The 16,010-nt window shown below is 68.0% G+C and carries 14 protein-coding genes; 11 read left to right on the forward strand and 3 right to left on the reverse strand.

The window, feature by feature from the left end; translation table 11 throughout:
• Positions 1–4 precede the first annotated feature (4 nt).
• Positions 5–2,134, reverse strand: a complete 2,130-nt coding sequence (locus ASE64_RS10780; RefSeq protein ID WP_055780155.1) for a RecQ family ATP-dependent DNA helicase — start codon at positions 2,132–2,134, stop codon at positions 5–7.
• 78 nt (positions 2,135–2,212) lie between these two features.
• Here ASE64_RS10780 and ASE64_RS10785 point away from each other — a divergent pair, with 78 nt between their 5' ends.
• Positions 2,213–2,635 (forward strand): FluC/FEX family fluoride channel, encoded by a 423-nt coding sequence (locus ASE64_RS10785; RefSeq protein WP_055781878.1) that lies wholly within the window; start codon positions 2,213–2,215, stop codon positions 2,633–2,635.
• On the forward strand, positions 2,632–3,027 hold the full coding sequence (locus ASE64_RS10790) for a fluoride efflux transporter FluC (RefSeq protein WP_055780157.1): 396 nt from the start codon (positions 2,632–2,634) through the stop codon (positions 3,025–3,027). Before ASE64_RS10785 ends, ASE64_RS10790 begins: the two co-directional genes overlap by 4 nt.
• Here ASE64_RS10790 and ASE64_RS10795 read toward each other — a convergent pair.
• Entirely contained in the window at positions 2,997–5,192 is a 2,196-nt protein-coding gene (locus tag ASE64_RS10795) for an Ig-like domain-containing protein (RefSeq protein ID WP_162234561.1), read from the reverse strand. The genes ASE64_RS10790 and ASE64_RS10795 overlap by 31 nt on opposite strands.
• A gap of 153 nt (positions 5,193–5,345) precedes the next feature.
• Here ASE64_RS10795 and ASE64_RS10800 point away from each other — a divergent pair, with 153 nt between their 5' ends.
• The 8 genes from ASE64_RS10800 to ASE64_RS10835 all read left to right on the forward strand — a co-directional run bounded on the left by ASE64_RS10800 (position 5,346) and on the right by ASE64_RS10835 (position 13,501).
• Positions 5,346–5,942, forward strand: a complete 597-nt coding sequence (locus tag ASE64_RS10800) for a TetR/AcrR family transcriptional regulator (RefSeq protein ID WP_082466170.1) — start codon at positions 5,346–5,348, stop codon at positions 5,940–5,942.
• On the forward strand, positions 5,939–7,204 hold the full coding sequence (locus ASE64_RS10805) for an MFS transporter (protein WP_055780164.1): 1,266 nt from the start codon (positions 5,939–5,941) through the stop codon (positions 7,202–7,204). The genes ASE64_RS10800 and ASE64_RS10805 overlap by 4 nt, the downstream gene beginning before the upstream one ends.
• 3 nt (positions 7,205–7,207) lie before the next feature.
• On the forward strand, positions 7,208–8,440 hold the full coding sequence (locus tag ASE64_RS10810) for an alanine racemase (protein WP_055780167.1): 1,233 nt from the start codon (positions 7,208–7,210) through the stop codon (positions 8,438–8,440).
• Entirely contained in the window at positions 8,437–9,771 is a 1,335-nt protein-coding gene (locus ASE64_RS10815; protein WP_055780170.1) for a D-arabinono-1,4-lactone oxidase, read from the forward strand. Before ASE64_RS10810 ends, ASE64_RS10815 begins: the two co-directional genes overlap by 4 nt.
• 47 nt (positions 9,772–9,818) lie before the next feature.
• The gene (locus tag ASE64_RS10820; protein ID WP_235480584.1) at positions 9,819–11,210 is read left to right on the forward strand and encodes a glycoside hydrolase family 1 protein; all 1,392 of its coding nucleotides are present in this window, start codon (positions 9,819–9,821) and stop codon (positions 11,208–11,210) included.
• Positions 11,211–11,228: 18 nt separating this feature from the next.
• On the forward strand, positions 11,229–11,951 hold the full coding sequence (locus ASE64_RS10825; RefSeq protein WP_055780175.1) for an esterase/lipase family protein: 723 nt from the start codon (positions 11,229–11,231) through the stop codon (positions 11,949–11,951).
• Positions 11,952–12,019: 68 nt separating this feature from the next.
• Positions 12,020–12,586, forward strand: coding sequence for a LemA family protein (locus ASE64_RS10830; RefSeq protein ID WP_055780180.1), 567 nt, complete (start codon positions 12,020–12,022; stop codon positions 12,584–12,586).
• Positions 12,587–12,604: 18 nt separating this feature from the next.
• Positions 12,605–13,501, forward strand: coding sequence for a M48 family metallopeptidase (locus ASE64_RS10835; protein ID WP_055780183.1), 897 nt, complete (start codon positions 12,605–12,607; stop codon positions 13,499–13,501).
• Between the two features lie 4 nt (positions 13,502–13,505).
• Here the strand turns inward: ASE64_RS10835 and ASE64_RS10840 are convergent, their stop codons facing one another.
• Positions 13,506–14,702: a winged helix-turn-helix domain-containing protein gene (locus ASE64_RS10840; protein ID WP_055781881.1), complete on the reverse strand. Its 1,197-nt coding sequence runs from the start codon at positions 14,700–14,702 to the stop codon at positions 13,506–13,508.
• A gap of 155 nt (positions 14,703–14,857) precedes the next feature.
• Between ASE64_RS10840 and ASE64_RS10845 the strand changes: the two genes are divergently transcribed.
• Positions 14,858–15,994, forward strand: a complete 1,137-nt coding sequence (locus tag ASE64_RS10845) for an ABC transporter substrate-binding protein (RefSeq protein ID WP_055780186.1) — start codon at positions 14,858–14,860, stop codon at positions 15,992–15,994.
• The last annotated feature ends 16 nt before the right edge of the window (positions 15,995–16,010 follow it).

The following is a 16,010-nucleotide window of genomic DNA, read 5'->3' on the forward strand; positions in this document are numbered from 1 at the left end:
GAGATTACATCTGCAGAGCGAGGGCGAAGGGCAGAACCGGCCCCGAGCCGTGCCGTCGAAGTTCGCGCCCGGCGACCGTCAGCGTCCAGCGGCTGTCGACGAGGTCGTCGACAAGCAATACCGGGCTGCCGGCGAGAGACTCGAGTCGCGACGCCATCTGCTCGGAGACCTCGAACCGCTGCCACACCGACGAGAGGCGGTACACACTGTTTCCGCCCGGAGCTCCCTCGGGGCCCGCGCCGACGAGCTCGAGTGAACCGAGATGCGGGAGCCGGCCCAGCTCGGACAGGCCCTGAGCGATCGAGTGCACGAGTGCGGGCCGACGCCTGGAGGGCATGCTCACGATGGCGGCGGGTCGCTCGCTCCACCGCCACTCGCCCAGGACCTTCGCGCAGGCCTGGATCAGCGCCGCGCTTGCGGCCTCGTCCGGGGCTCCCGCGGCGAATAGTTGCCGCAGCGTACCTCCCCACCCCAGATCGGTGAGCCTGGCCAATGCACGGCCCGGCTCGACGCGCTCGTCGAGGGCAATGCGCCCCTTCGCCGCCACTCCGCGCTCCGATGCGCCCGTCGGCCATTGGGTGCGGGGCTCGATGACCGCGCCGACCCTTTGGAGCGCCGTCTCCGCCGTGGCCTGGTCGCCCGTGGACACGGAAGTGTCGTACCACGCCGTGGTGCACCTGTCGCAGCGGCCGCAGGGTGCCGCGGTCGGGTCGTCGAGGGCTCGCTGCAGAAACTCCATGCGGCACCCTGTGGTGGTCTCGTAGTCGAGCATCGACTGCTGTTCGGCCACGCGCTCCGCAGCGATGCGCTCGTAGCGTTCGGCGTCGTAGACCCAGGGCCTGCCGGTCGATCGCCACCCGCCCTGAACCTTCGATACGGCACCGTCAACGTCGAGGACCTTGAGCAGGAGTTCGAGCGGAGTTCGGCGCAGGTCGACCAGTGCCTCGAGCGCGGGCGTCGACAGGGGGCCGGATGCGGCGTCGAGGGCGTCGAGAACCGCGCGGGCCCTCCGATCGTCGGGCATGGATGCCGTGGCGAAGTAATGCCAGATCTCAGGGTCTTCTCTGCCCGGCAGAAGCAGAACGTCTGCGTTGTCGGTGGCGCGCCCGGCCCGCCCGACCTGCTGGTAGTAGGCCACGGGAGACGACGGTGCTCCGAGATGGATCACGAAACCGAGGTCGGGCTTGTCGAATCCCATGCCGAGTGCGCTCGTGGCGACGAGGGCCTTGACCTCGTTGTTCTTGAGCTTCGCCTCTGCCGCCTCGCGGTCGGCAGGATCGGTGCGGCCGGTGTAGGCCAGCACCTCGTGGCCAGCCTCGCGAAGCAGACGAGCCGTGTCTTCGGCTGCAGAGACGGTGAGCGCGTAGATGATTCCGCTGCCCTGCATCTCGCCGAGGTGGGTCAGCAGCCAGCCGAGACGCGCTTTCGAGTCGGGCAGCCGGAGTGCTCCGAGTCGCAGCGATGCACGCGCGAGCGGGCCCCGGATAGTGACCACGGTATTCGCCTGCGGCCCGTGTGTGTCGACGCTGAGCTGCTCTGCCACGTCGGCCACCACCCGGGAGTTCGCGGTCGCCGTGGTCGCGAGAACCGGTACGCCCGAGGGAAGCTCCGCGATGAGGGTGCGCAGGCGTCGATAGTCGGGGCGGAAATCGTGACCCCAGTCTGAGATGCAGTGCGCCTCGTCGACGACGAGAAGGCCCGTGCGACGCACGAGTTCGGGCAGCTGTTCGTCGCGAAAGCGGGGATTATTGAGTCGTTCGGGCGAGACGAGCAGCACATCGATCTCGTTGCGTGCGAGACGCTCCTTGATCGACTCCCAATCGTGGGTGTTGGCCGAGTTGAGGCTCGCGGCGGTGACACCCGCGCGTGCTGCCGCGGCCACCTGATCGCGCATCAGTGCGAGCAGGGGTGACACGAGGATCGTGGGCCCCGCGCCTCTCTGGCGCAGAAGGAGGGTGGCGATGAAGTAGACCGCGGACTTGCCCCACCCGGTGCGCTGCACGACGAGTGCGCGACTGCGGTCGGTGACCAGGGCGTCGATGGCCTCGCGTTGCCCGTCGTGGAACTCGGCGTCGGGGCGGCCGACGAGGGAGCGCAGGATGTCGGTCGCGGTCTGCTGCAGTTGCACGGTCATGACTCGAGCCTGCCATCCACCACCGACCCCGGCCGACACTCAGGCCGTTCTGGGGCGAGACGGGGTAGCCTCGCGCCTGTGCAGAATCGTCCACTCGCCCATCTCGTAGCGGTCTTCCTCGGGGGAGTCGTGGGGAGCGCTCTGCGGCTCGGCCTCGACCTCGCGCTTCCCCACACGGATCAGCAGTTTCCGGTCGACACTCTTCTCATCAACACGATCGGATCATTCGTGCTCGGCTGGCTCACGGCAGCAGTCTTCCGACGGGGTGCGTCGTCGATGGTCACAGCTGCCGTCGGTCCGGGAGTCCTCGGTTCGTTCACCACCTTCTCCGCCGTGATCCTCGCCCTCGTGCTCCTGACCGTCTCGGGGCCGGACCAGATCATCGTCGCCGTCGTCTATCTGATCGCGACGCTGCTGCTCGGCCTCGGCGCCGCATTCCTCGGACTCCGTCTGGGCGAGCGACGCGATCGCTCTCCCCACCCAGGGGAGCCGACGAGATGACGCCTCTTCTCGCTCTCGTGGTCGTCGTGGCAGGCGGCCTGGCCGCGATCGTGCGCTACGGGGTGAGCACGTTCGCCGCCTCGCGTCCGCGCGCGTCGCGGCTGGGGCGGTTCCCGTGGGCCGTGCTTCTCGTGAATGCCGTCGGCTCGGCGCTCGCCGGCTGCGCGGCCGGGCTCGCAGCGGGGTCGGCGCTGACCGCCGACGTGCGCCTCGTTCTCATCACCGGGGTCGCCGGGGGGCTCACCACCTTCAGCACCTTCAGCGTCGAGACCGTCGACCTTCTGCGCTCCGGTCGGTGGCGTACAGCTGTCGTCTCGTGTCTCGGCAATCTGTTCGTGGGCATCACGCTCGCCGTGGCCGGCTACGCGGTGGGCGTGCTGCTCTCGTCGTGAGCGGGCGCTCGCACGAAGCGGGCCCAGAGCCAGACCGCGAAACAGGCGGTCGCGAAGGCGAGCGATGCCAGGCCGAGAACGATGAGGCCCGCTCCGCCGCCCAGCCCCTCGAGCGCGGACGACAGAACGCCGGCCAGAAGCGTGAAGCCCGCCAGGGCGAGCACCAGCCAGCCGATCGGTTTCCAGCGCAGGATATGGCGTCCCGGCAGATCGGCGATCGGAAGCAGCAGGATCGCGGCCCCGCCGAGTGAGGCCAGCGCGACGGTGTTGACGAACTCGGCAAGGAACGCGCCGGCGGTGCTCGAGCCGGCGCCAGCGGCGATCGACCCGGAGATCAAGAAAGCGGTCGTGCCGACGGCGAGAAGCGCACCGATCTGGAGTGCTGCCAGGCGACCCCTCGATCGCCGCGAGGCGGGAAGCGTCAGTCCCAGGCCGAAGACGATGCCGAAGACCAGCGCCGGATCGAGGTCGAGAACGCGCGAGAGCGCCGTCGCGCCCACAGAGACGAGAAGAAAGAGCGGGCGAAGTCGGATGTCGGCGGTGGCGTCGAAGACGGTGCGCGCGAGCATCCGGGGCAGGAGCACGGCGACCGTGTTCACCACGAGCACGCCCAGGATCACCGCGACGAGCAGCCGCAGGTAGGCGGGTTCGTCGGTCACGGGGGCGCTGAGCACGGTGATGGTGGCGCTGGCGATGAGGGCGAATGCGCCGGTGACTCGCGCATTCCAGGGCAGGGCAGGAGCCGTCTCGAACTCCTGGTAGCGGGATCGATTGCGACCGGTGAACCTGCCACCGGTTGCCGATTGCAGCTCAGGCGTGGCTCGGAGACCCCGTAGAGTGCCCGCGAGGAGGCGGGCCGGAACGGCGAGCAGGGCGACCATGGCCAGCCCGATCCCTAGTGCCAGGGTCCAGTCGACCGAGCCCGATGTTCCGAAGGCCGGCTGCATCGCGGCGCTGAACCGAGTCGAGGCCGACCATCCGCCCGAGGCGGTCGTCGGCGGCGCACCCGCCGCGCCCGGCTGAGCCTGCGGCTGCTGAGGGGCCGCGGCCGTGGGGTCGCCGCCGGCGATTGAGGGGATGGGGGTGGAGCTCGGAGCGGGCTGGGTCGCACTCGGTGTGGGCTGCTCGGTCGGCGACGGTGGTGTCGCCGGGGCGGTGAACGCCACCGAGACGCGAGCGCTCTCGTCGCTGATATTGCCTGCTGCATCCTGCTGGATGGCCGAGACCGGGTAGGTGCCGGCGTCGATCGCGGCGGAGGTGCACGACCAGCGCCCTGCGGAGACGACAGCCTGGCACAGTGAGTGCGGACCGGCGAAGAGCGTCACCGTAGCGCCGTCTTCGCCACTGCCCGAGAACGAGGCGCCGGATGCCTGAATCGAGCCGGTGGGAATCGTCACGCCGGGAGGTGCGGGTGCATCGACGTCGATCGTCAGGGTGCTCGCCCGGCTCGGCGACGACGAGCGACCTCCGCTCCACGGCGCCACCTGTGTGGCCGTGAGTTCGTAGGAGCCGCTCGAGAGACCCTTGGGAAGGGCGCAGAACCAGGCTCCCGATGCATCCGCCGTCGCGGTGCAGGACACCTGTCCCGCGACGGCCGTCACCGTGGCGCCCGGCACCGCCTCGCCCATGACTGTTCCATTCGAGACGGTGCCGTTTCCCGCTGAACCGGCGGTCGGGGCATTGAGCACAGAGACCTCGACGCTCGTCTCCGACGACTGAGCGGCCACGGTCTGGACCGCGCGCACGGTGACAGAGGGGGTCGAGGGCAGCGAGATCGCGCACGACCACGTTCCCGTGGTGCTCGTGACGACACTGCACAGGGGCTGCCCGCCGGCGCTGGAATACAGGTCGATGCCGCTGCCCGGTTCGGCCGTACCGCTGAAGGGGATGCTGTCGCCGACCAGAGTCGACGCCGCGGGCCGCTCGATCACCGGGGCGGCGACCGCGGTCGAATCGGGACTCGGCGCCGGCTCGATCGGCGAGGCGGGAGGCGCCACGGGCGTCGACGTGGGGGGCGGATCGGTCTCCGTGGCGAGCGCGACGGTAGCCGGGGCGACGAAGGCGATCGTGAGAAGAAAGACGCCGAGAAGCGCCGATGCCGTCGACAACACGGCAGCACGACGGCGCTGTGCTGCAGACAGAGGTGGTTCGGGCAGATCGGTCACGTACCTCCCATTTAGGGGTGTTGCGCGAGCGAAGTCAAAGTCTGTTGCGTTCGTATGGGCCTGCGCGACGAAAAATTCACACGCCCGTAACGCGTGCCGCGCCATACTGGGCACGAGTGGGACGATCGACCCACTCGGCGAGGGGGCGACTCGATGGCCAGGATGTCGGCACAGGAGCGACGCGCCGAGCTCGTCTCCGCAGCGTTCCGCGTCGTCGCCGCCCGCGGGGTCGCGGCGGCGAGCGTTCGCGCGATCTGCGCAGAGGCGAGCATGGCGCTCGCGAGCTTTCACTACGTCTTCGCCACGCGCGACGAGCTGATGGCCGAACTGGTGAGCGTCGTCGTCGAGGCCGAGCGTCACGCCATGCTCCCCGATCTGACACCGGGGGAGACCTTCCGCGACACCGTGCGGCTCGGGCTCGAACGGTATCTGCAGCACCTGCGCTCCGACCCGCAACGGGAGAAGGCCATGCTCGAACTCACCCAGTACGCCCTGCGCACGCCAGGGCTCGAGGTCGTCGCCTCGACGCAGTACGAGCGCTATTGCGTGCTCGCCCAGGACGCCCTGGCGACGGCGGCGGAGCGCTGGGACATGACGTGGACCATGCCGGTCGACCAGATCGCCCGCATCCTCGTGGTGGTCACCGACGGGGTCACGCTGTCATGGCTTGTGACGCGAGACGACGCCGCGGCCGCCCGTGCGCTCGACTTCACGGCCGACTCGGTCGTCGGGCTGGCGGTCGCCGCATGAGCAGCACGGATACCGCAGCCGCGGGAGTGTTCTCAGAGCCCGTTCGCCGCGTGGAGGGCGGGTGGATTGCCCTCTTCGCGGCCGCGTGGCTCGGCGTCTGGATGGCGCAGCTCACCCCGGTGCAGCTCTTGCTGCCCGTACAGATCGAGCAACGCCTCGGCGCCGCATCGTGGGTCGAGAATGTCGTCGCGTTCGGTGTCATCTCGGGAATCGCGGGCGTGGCTGCGTTCGTCGCCTTCCCCGTCACCGGACTCCTCTCCGACCGCACGACATCGCGCTTCGGTCGTCGACGCCCCTGGATAGCCGGGGGAGCGGCGGTGTTCGCCGTCTCGCTTCTGCTTCTCGGGCTGCAGGAGAGCTTCGTCGGAATCGGCATCTTCTGGACCCTGTCGATCGTCGGGTTCTGCGTGCTCACGGCCGCTCTCACCGCGACGATCTCCGACAGGGTGCCCGTCGAGCAGCGCGGATTCGTCTCCGGCTGGATCTCGGCTCCCCAGGCCATCGGCACGATTCTCGGCCTCGTACTCGTTCTCACCCTCTTCACCGGTCAGTTCGGAGGGTACGCCGCAGTGGCGGTGCTGCTCGTCGTCTTGGTCGCACCGTTCCTGCTCTTCGGTCGTGACCAGGTGCTGACTCGCGAGGCCGCCAGGCGCATCCCTCGCGGTCGATTGCTCGACGAGTTGTGGATCAGCCCCCGGCGTTATCCCGACTTCGGATGGACACTGCTCGGCCGAGTTCTCGTCAACACGGGCAACGCGCTCGGAACGACCCTTCTGCTCTATTTCCTGATGTACGGGCTCGACGACGAGAACGCCGAAGACGACCTCCTCGTCTTGACCCTCGTCTACATGGTCTTCGTCGTCATCTCGTCGCTCGGGGCAGGCGCGCTCAGCGACAGGCTCGGACGACGACGCGTCTTCGTGTTCGTCTCCTCGACGCTCCAGGCCGTCGCGGCGCTCCTTCTCGCGTTCGTGCCCGAGCTCTCTGTGGCCATGATTGCCGCGGGCCTGTTGGGCGCGGGCTACGGATGCTTCCTCAGCGTCGATCAGGCGCTCGCGACCCAGGTCCTTCCTGACCCGGCGACGCGTGGCAAGGATCTCGGCATCATGAACATCGCCACCGCCGTGCCGCAGGCCCTTGCTCCGCTGCTCGGTGCTGCCGTGGTCGCCTGGCTCGGCGGTTTCCAAGGACTTTTCATCCTGTCTGCACTCTTCGCTTTCGGCGGCGCTCTGGCCGTCGCCCGCATCAGATCCGTGAGGTAGCCCATGATTCCCCCTCTTCAGCGCTCCAGCGACGAACCGTGGCGCACTCCCTCGACGTGGTGGCCTCGTCTCGACGCGGCGACGGCGCATCTCGACACCCCGCTCGCGGCCGTCGGTCTCGAGGCCTTCGCGCACAACGCCTTCGACATGATCGATCGGGCCGCGGGCAAGACGATCCGCGTCGCATCCAAGTCGGTGCGCATCCGGTCTCTCGTCGATGCCGTGCTCGCTCTCGACGGTTACGCGGGCATCCTCGCCTATACGCTCCCCGAGGCGCTCTGGTTGGCCGAGACGGTCGACGATGTCGTCGTGGGCTATCCGAGCGCCGACGTCGGCGCTCTTCGTCAGTTGGCCTCGAGCCCCGAGCTGGCCGCCCGGATCACGCTGATGATCGACAGCCTCGATCATCTCGACTTCATCGACGAGGTCGCTCCTCCGGGAACACGCGAGAACCTGCGGCTCTGCCTCGAGATAGACATGTCGTTCGTCACGAAGGCGCTCGGCCATGTCGGCGTGTGGCGTTCGCCCGTGCGTGAGGTGGCGCAGGCGCAGCGGATCGCCGAGGCTGTCGCCCGGCGCCGCGGATTCACCCTCGTGGGCATCATGGGCTACGAGGCGCAGATCGCCGGGGTCGGGAACCGGCCGAAGGGCAATCCGGCGCGGGCGGTCGTGCTCGATTGGATGCAGAAGCAGTCGGTGGCCGAGCTCACCGACAGGCGGGGTGCGATCGTCGAGGCGGTAGAGCGCATCGCTCCGCTCGAGTTCGTGAACGGCGGCGGCACGGGCTCTCTCGAGAGCACGTCGGCGGATGCGTCGGTGACGGAGATCGCCGCGGGCTCCGGTCTTCTGGGCGGGCACCTCTTCGATACCTACTCCCGGTTCCGGCCTGCGCCGGCGGCGGCCTTCGCGCTGTCTGTCGTTCGCAAGCCGACGCCCCGCATGGCGACGCTCCTCGGCGGCGGCTGGATCGCATCCGGACCGCCGCAGAGAGACCGCACCCCCGAGATCGTCTGGCCCGAGGGGCTGGAGCTGCAGGCGCGGGAGATGGCCGGAGAGGTGCAGTCGCCCGTCTCGGGCGCGCTCGCGGCCGATCTGCGCATCGGCGACCGGGCCTGGCTGCGGCACACGAAGTCGGGCGAACTCGCCGAACACGTCGCCGAGGTGGCGATCGTCTCGGGCGATGAGGTAGTCGCCACGGTTCCCAGTTATCGGGGCGAAGGGAAGTCCTTCCTGTGACCGCGAGCGGCGCCGTCTGGCGCAACTGGAGCCGCACAGAAGAGGTGCGTCCACGCCGCGTCGAGCGTCCGACGAGTGCCGGCGCCGTGCAACGAGCCGTCGTCGCAGCGGCGCGGTCGGGTCTGCCCATCAAGGCGGTCGGGGCGGGGCACAGCTTCACCGGTATCGCGGTGGCCCCCGGAGTTCAGCTCGATCTGAGCGCGCTCAGCGGTCTGATCGGAGTGGATGGCGAGCGCAAACGAGTCACGCTCGCGGCGGGCACCCGCCTCTACGACATTCCAGCCCTCATCGAACCGCTCGGTCTGGCGATGCCGAACCTGGGTGACATCGATCGTCAGAGCATCAGCGGCGCCATCTCGACCGGAACGCACGGAACGGGCGCCGAGTTCACCGGCATCGCGGGGCAGGTGCGGGGAGCCGTGCTGGTCACGGGAGACGGCAGCCTCCTGCGCATCTCCGAGTCGGAGAACGCGGAACTGCTGCCGGCCGTGGCCCTGGGTCTCGGGGCCCTCGGCATTCTCGTCGAAGTCACGCTGCAGTGCGTCGACTGCTTCGTGCTGCACGCCCAGGAGCGACCGATTCCGTTAGGGGGCCTGCTCGAGGCCGAACCGACTGAGCACGGTTCGCTCGCCGACCGGGTGCGCTCGAGCGATCATTTCGAGTTCTACTGGTTTCCGCACACGCGAACCGCGGTCTCCAAGACCAACACGAGGCTGCCGGCGTCCGCGAGTACCGCTCCGCTCTCGCCCTTCGCCTATTGGCTCGACGATGTGGTTCTGAGCAACGGCGTCTACCGGGCGACCTGCGCCGCCGCCGTTGCGGTGCCGACGATCATTCCTCGGATCAACGGAATGGCCGAGCGCCTGATGGGCAACCGCGAGTTCAGCGACCGCTCGCACCGCGTCTTCGCCACGCGGCGCACCGTGCGCTTCCGCGAGATGGAGTACGCGATCCCGGCGGAGTGCGTGCCCGATGCCCTGCGTGACATCATGAGGCTCATCGACGAGCGCGGCTGGCGCATCTCGTTTCCCATAGAGGTGCGCTTCGCTAGGGGTGACGACCTGTGGCTGTCGACGGCTCAGGGCAGAGACAGCGGCTACATCGCCGTGCACCGCTACTATCGCGAAGCCCCGACCGAGTACTTCGAGGCGGTCGAGCAGATCATGCTCGGCTACGGAGGACGCCCGCACTGGGGCAAGATGCATACGAGGCAGTCGGAGGATCTTCGTGCGATGTACCCGCACTTCGACGACTTTCTCGCCGTGCGTGATCGTCTCGATCCTCAGCGCGTCTTCGCGAACCTCTACCTGAATCGAGTACTCGGAGAATGACGAGCAGAGCCACACGGTTTCCGAGCGCAGAGACACTCGCCGCCGAAATGCCCCGAGACTTCGTGCTGGGTGTGGCGACGAGCGCCTTCCAGATCGAGGGGGCGACCCGGGAGGGCGGCCGCGGGGCGTCGACGTGGGACGTCTTCTCGCACCAGGCCGGCCGTATTCGGGGCGGGGCGACCGCGGATGTCGCGGCCGATCACATCCACAGGCAGGGCGACGACCTCGACCTGGTGCGCGACATGGGGGTGGATGCCTACCGCTTCTCGATCTCGTGGCCCCGGGTCCAGCCGGGCGGCACAGGCAGACTGAATGAGAACGGCGTCGCCTTCTACGATCGTCTCCTCGATCGGCTGCTCGCCGACGGGATCAGCCCGATGGCCACGCTGTTCCACTGGGACACGCCGAACGAACTGGCGGGTGGCTGGCTCTCGCGCGACACGGCCCGTCGGCTGGGCGAGCTCGCCTTTCTGCTGGGGGAGCGATTCGGCGACCGGGTCGACCGCTGGGTCACCGTCAACGAGCCCGCCACGGTGATGCTCAACGGCTACGCCCTCGGAATCCACGCTCCGGGGGAGACGCTGCTCTTCGATGCGCTCCCCGTCGCCCACAATCTTCTGCTCGCGCACGGCTACGCCGTCGAAGGGTTGAGGGGAGCCGACGTCTCCGGCGGCATCGGCATCACGAACGTGCACACCCCCACGACACCCGCGACGTCGTCTGACGACGACACCGCCTTCGCGTGGCTGTTCGATGTTCTGCACAATCGCATCTTCGCCGACCCCGTGCTGCTGGGCCGCTATCCCGAGCCGCGCGACGACTTCGCGTCGGTCCTGAAACCACTGATCGAGGTCGACTCGCGCGATCTCGAGCTCATCTCGCAGCCCATCGATTTCTACGGTCTCAATTACTACTTCCCGACGCGCATCGCCGCAGGTGCGGGTCGCGCGATCGCTCCCGACGGAGAGTCGGCGGCCATGGCGTCGCTCCCGTTCCATCTCGCGCCCTGGCCCGAGTTCCCCACCACGGGCTTCGGCTGGCCGGTCGCTCCGGAGTTCCTCGAGACGACGCTCGCCGAGCTGGCGAACAGATACGGTTCTGCGCTTCCGCCCGTGATCATCACCGAAGGCGGAGCGAGCTTCCCGGAGTCGCTCGTGTTCGACGAGCGCACCGGCGAACGGGTGGTCTCCGACCCCAGGCGCATCGACTACCTCGCCCGTCACCTCGAGGCGGCCCTGCGGTCGACCGCGCCGGGAGGAATCGCCGAAACGCTCGATCTGCGCGGCTACTTCGTGTGGACCCTGCTCGACAACTTCGAGTGGGCCGCGGGTTACAGCCAGCGGTTCGGGCTCGTGCACGTCGACTTCGTCACCCAGGAGCGCACGCCGAAGGATTCGTTCCGCTGGATGCAGGCGCTCGCGGGCGACCGAAGACGGTAGCCACCTAGGATTGCGGGCATGGCGCCCCGCATCCGAGCACCCCGATCTCTACGGGATCGCGCGGGAATCTGGCTCGGCGACTACGCCTACGCGCTGCAGGCGGAACGCCGAAGCGTCCGTTCGCGTCCCGATCCCGTTCCCTTCGAGAAGGGCAGCGAGCGAGCTGTGCTGCTCGTGCCCGGGGTCTACGAGAGATGGGAGTACCTGCTTCCCGTCGCTCAGGCGCTGAACGAGCGGGGACATCCGTGCTTCATCGTTCCCGCATTGCAGCGCAACAGCATCCCCATTCCCGAGGCGGCGCGCCTGGCGGGAGCCGTTCTGCGCGAGCGCGACCTCAGCGATGTCGTGATCGTGGCGCACAGCAAGGGGGGCTTGATCGGCAAGCATGTGCTCGCGTTCGACGATCCGGATGGGCGAGTCGCCGGGGTCGTCGCCATCGCGTCGCCGTTTCAGGGCTCTTCGCTCTCGAGGCTGCCGCTCACGAAGCCCCTGAGGGAGTTCGCTCCGGGGCGGGGGAGTATCGCGACCCTGGCTGCAGAGAAGGTGATCAACGAGCACATCGTGTCGATCTACCCCTACTACGACACCCACATCCCGAACGGTAGCGAACTCGCCGGAGCCACGAACATCGCTCTCCCTCTGACCGGTCACTTCCGGGTGCTCGCGGAGCCCCTGGTCATCGCCGAGACGGTGCGGGCGGTGGCGGCCCTTCCGCCGAGACAGACGGCAGAGCTGCCGTAGGCCACGATCTCTGGGAGCTTGCTCCACAGCGAAGGGGGTCTGCTGAGTGCTGGCTTATAGTAAACGCTATGGAATGGCTTATCCCGGTAATCGTCGTCGTTGTCCTCGTAGCCATCATCGGTATCTACCTGTGGGCCACGTACAACTCGCTGGTGACTCTGAAGGTGCGCGTCGATGAGGCGTGGAGCGACATCACGGTCCAGCTGAAGCGCCGCGCCGATCTGATTCCTAACCTCATCGAGAGCGTCAAGGGATACGCGGCGCACGAGAAGGGCGTGTTCGAGTCGGTCACGGCGGCCCGCGCGGAGACGCTGCAGGCACAGGGCCCGGTCGACGCGTCCGTCGCCGAGACCCACATGCAGAGTGCGCTCAAGAGCATCTTCGCCGTCGCCGAGGCCTACCCTCAGCTGCAGGCCAGCCAGAACTTCCTCCAGCTCCAGGCCGAGCTCGTCGACACCGAAGACAAGGTGCAGGCGTCGCGACGGTTCTACAACGGCGGGGTACGCGAGCTCAATACGAAGATCCGCGTCTTTCCGAACAACATCTTCGCCAAGAACCTCGGCTTCACCGAGCGTGACTTCTTCGAGGTGGCAGACCTCGCCGCCATCGCAGAGCCGCCGCGCGTTCAGTTCTAGCCGCGGGGCGAGGGCTGAATGTATCGGGCGATAGCCGGGAACAAACGCAACACCGTCTTCATCATCCTCATCTTCTTGGGGATCATCGGCGGCTTGGGTTATCTGGCCAGCGTGATCTACAACAACACCACGATCGTGATCGTCACGGTGGTCGTGGCCATCGCGTACGCGGTCTTCCAATACTTCTTCGCCAGCGGACAGGCGATATCGTCGAGCGGCGCCGTGCGGATCGAGAAGGCCGACAATCCCCGGCTCTGGCGCATCGTCGAGAATCTGTCGATCACCACGGGAACGCCGATGCCGGCCGTGTACATCGTGCCCGATCCCGCGCCGAACGCTTTCGCTACCGGGCGTGACCCGCAGCATGCCAGCGTCGCTGCCACCACAGGCTTGCTCGACATCATGACCGACGCCGAACTCGAGGGCGTGATGGCCCACGAGATGGGGCACGTCCGCAACTACGACATCAGGGTGTCGATGATCGTCTTCGGCCTCGTCGTGGCCGTGGGCTTCATCGCCGACATGTTCCTGCGCTTCGCCTTCTTCGGCGGAGGCCGCAACAACAACAGCAACGGGGGAGGCGGAGGCGGCAATCCCGTCGTGTTGATTCTCGGCCTGATCGCCATGCTGGTTGCCCCGCTCGTCGCCGGACTCGTTCAGGCGGCAGTGTCGCGCCAGCGGGAGTACCTCGCCGACGCAACGGGAGCGCTGACCACGCGGCATCCGGATGCCCTGGCCAGTGCCCTCGAGAAGCTGGCGGCCTACGGGCGTCCGATGCAGAAGCAGTCATCATCGATGTCGCACATGTGGATCGCCGACCCGCTCAAGCCGGGCATGCTCACGCGCCTGTTCAGCACGCACCCTCCCATCGACGATCGCGTCGCGCGCCTCGAGAAGATCGGCGGAGAGTTCTGAACCGCTAGGTCGTGCTCGAGATCTCGGCGGCGAGCGCCGGTGCGAGCGTGCCTTTGGCCGAGACCTCGATCGAGTCGAGGCCCTGCCACTGCATCGTCTGACGAAGCACGGGGGCCAGTCGTGCGGCGGTCTCGTCGGGCGCGCCATCTTCGGCCCAGGCCGCCCGCACGCGAAGCACGCCGGCCTGTCGGTCGTTCTTGAGGTCGACTCTGCCTACGACCCGGTCGTCGATCAGCACCGGCAACACGTAGTAGCCGAATACCCGCTTGGGCTCGGGGGTGTAGATCTCGATGCGGTAGTGGAAGTCGAAGAGACGCAGTGCTCTGGATCGCGCCCACACCACGGGGTCGAACGGTGAGAGGAGGGCCGCGGCGTTCATGCGACGGGGAAGGCGCGCATCGCGGTGCAGCCAGGCAGGCTTGCCCCATCCATCGATCGTGACAGGAACGAGCTCGCCCGCCTCTTCGAGCTCGCGAATCGCGGGAACCGCGTCGACGGCCTTCAGGCGGAAGTAGTCGGCGATGTCGTCAGCCGTGCCGACGCCGTGGGCGCGGGCCGAGATGGAGACGAGGCGACGCATGGCTTCGTCGCGGGGAACGTGCAGCTCACGCACGGAGGCGGGGAGCACCTGCTCGGGCAGGGCGTAGACGCGCTCGAAGCGCGTTCGCCCGGCACTGACGACGTCGCCCCAACGGAACAGGGTCTCGAGCCCGCGCTTGACGTCGGACCACCCCCACCAGGAGCCGCTTCTGGTGTTCGACTCGTGCTCGATCTCGCTCGCGCGCATCGGGCCCTTTGCAGCCAATTCGGCGAGCAGCCACTCGGTCATAGACCTGTTCGCGGCGAACCACGAGTCGGCTCCGGTCTCGGCGCGGTCGCGATACTCCTGCTGCCGCCAGCGCAGCAGCGGAAGTGTGTCGACGGGAATGAACGACGCCTCGTGCGCCCAGTATTCAGTGATACGGGGCGAATAGGTGACGCGGTCGAGCTGCGCCTTGTCGTAGCTGCCGAGCCGGGCGAAGACGGGAAGGTAGTGGCTGCGCTCGAAGACGTTGACCGAGTCGATCTGCAGCAGCCCCAGCCGATCGATCAGGGCACCGAACTGGCGCACCCCGGGAACGACGCTCGTGGGTGGACGCCCGAAGCCCTGCGCGGCCAGCGCGACGCGACGGGCGAGAGCGGGAGACAGCGACTGAGCCATGTTCTCGAGAGTACTCATGCACCTACGACATCGAGACATGCGCCGTTCACCTCGGCGATACCGGGCGGTCGCATCCTCGTCGCGCGACCCCCATAGCGTCGGCACGTCGGCACCACAGCCCCGCCCGGCACCCGCCCGATCCACCTGGAGGACTCTTGCTTTCCACCCGCACAGCCATCGCCGGCATCGCCGCAGCGATCGCCCTCACGCTTACTCTCAGCTCGTGCGCGAGCACCTCGGCCGATGCCTCCGCAGACGGCGGAGTCGACGCGGCCACCGCCACCAGCGTCTCTGCATTCGGAGACCTCGCCGGTCTCGAGAAGGCGGCGAAAGCCGAAGGTGCGCTCAACGTGATCGCCCTCCCGCGGGACTGGGCCAACTATGGTGCCGTGCTCGATGCGTTCACCGAGAAGTACCCCGAGATCACCATCACCGAGGCGTCGCCTGACGCATCGAGCGCCGAGGAGATCCAGGCGGCCGACAACCTCAAGGGACAGGACACCGCTCCCGACGTCTTCGACGTGGGCGCCGCCGTCGCGCTGGCGAACACGAAGAAGTTCGCTCCGTATCAGGTCGCGACCTGGGCCGACATCCCGGATGCGCTGAAGGAGCAGTCGGGCCTGTGGGTCGGCGACTACGGCGGATACATGGCCGTCGGCTACGACCCCGACGCGGTTCCCGCGCCGAAGAGCCTCGACGATCTGCTCGGCGACGAGTACAAGGGCAAGGTCGCGATCAACGGCGACCCGACGCAGGCGGGGGCGGCCTTCGCCGCCGTCGGCATGGCATCCGTTCAGAGCGGCGGATCGACCGCCGATTTCCAGCCCGGAATCGACTTCTTCTCGAAGCTGAACAAGGCCGGCAACTTCGTGAAGATCGACCCCACCCCCGCCACGATCGCCTCGGGCGAGACGCCCGTCGTCTTCGACTGGGACTACCTGAACGTGGGCTACGGCAAGAAGCTCGACGGTCAGCGCAAGTGGGAGGTCGTCGTCCTTCCCGGCATGGGCTACGCCGGGTACTACAACCAGGCCATCAGTGCCGACGCTCCGCACCCGGCCGCCGCTCGTCTGTGGCAGGAGTTCCTCTACAGCGACGAGGCCCAGAACCTGTGGCTCGCAGGTGGCGCCCGCCCGGCGCGCGCCGAGGCGATGGAGGCGGCCGGAACGATCGACAAGGAACTCTTCGGCGCCCTGCCGGAGACGCCCGACGAGACCGTAGTTCCGACGGCGAAGGAGTCCGAAGACGCTGCCGCCCTGCTCGGCAGCAACTGGGCCGCGGCCGTCCAGTAACGAAGAGAGAGACACA

Source organism: Agreia sp. Leaf210 (assembly GCF_001421485.1).
GTDB lineage: Bacteria > Actinomycetota > Actinomycetes > Actinomycetales > Microbacteriaceae > Agreia.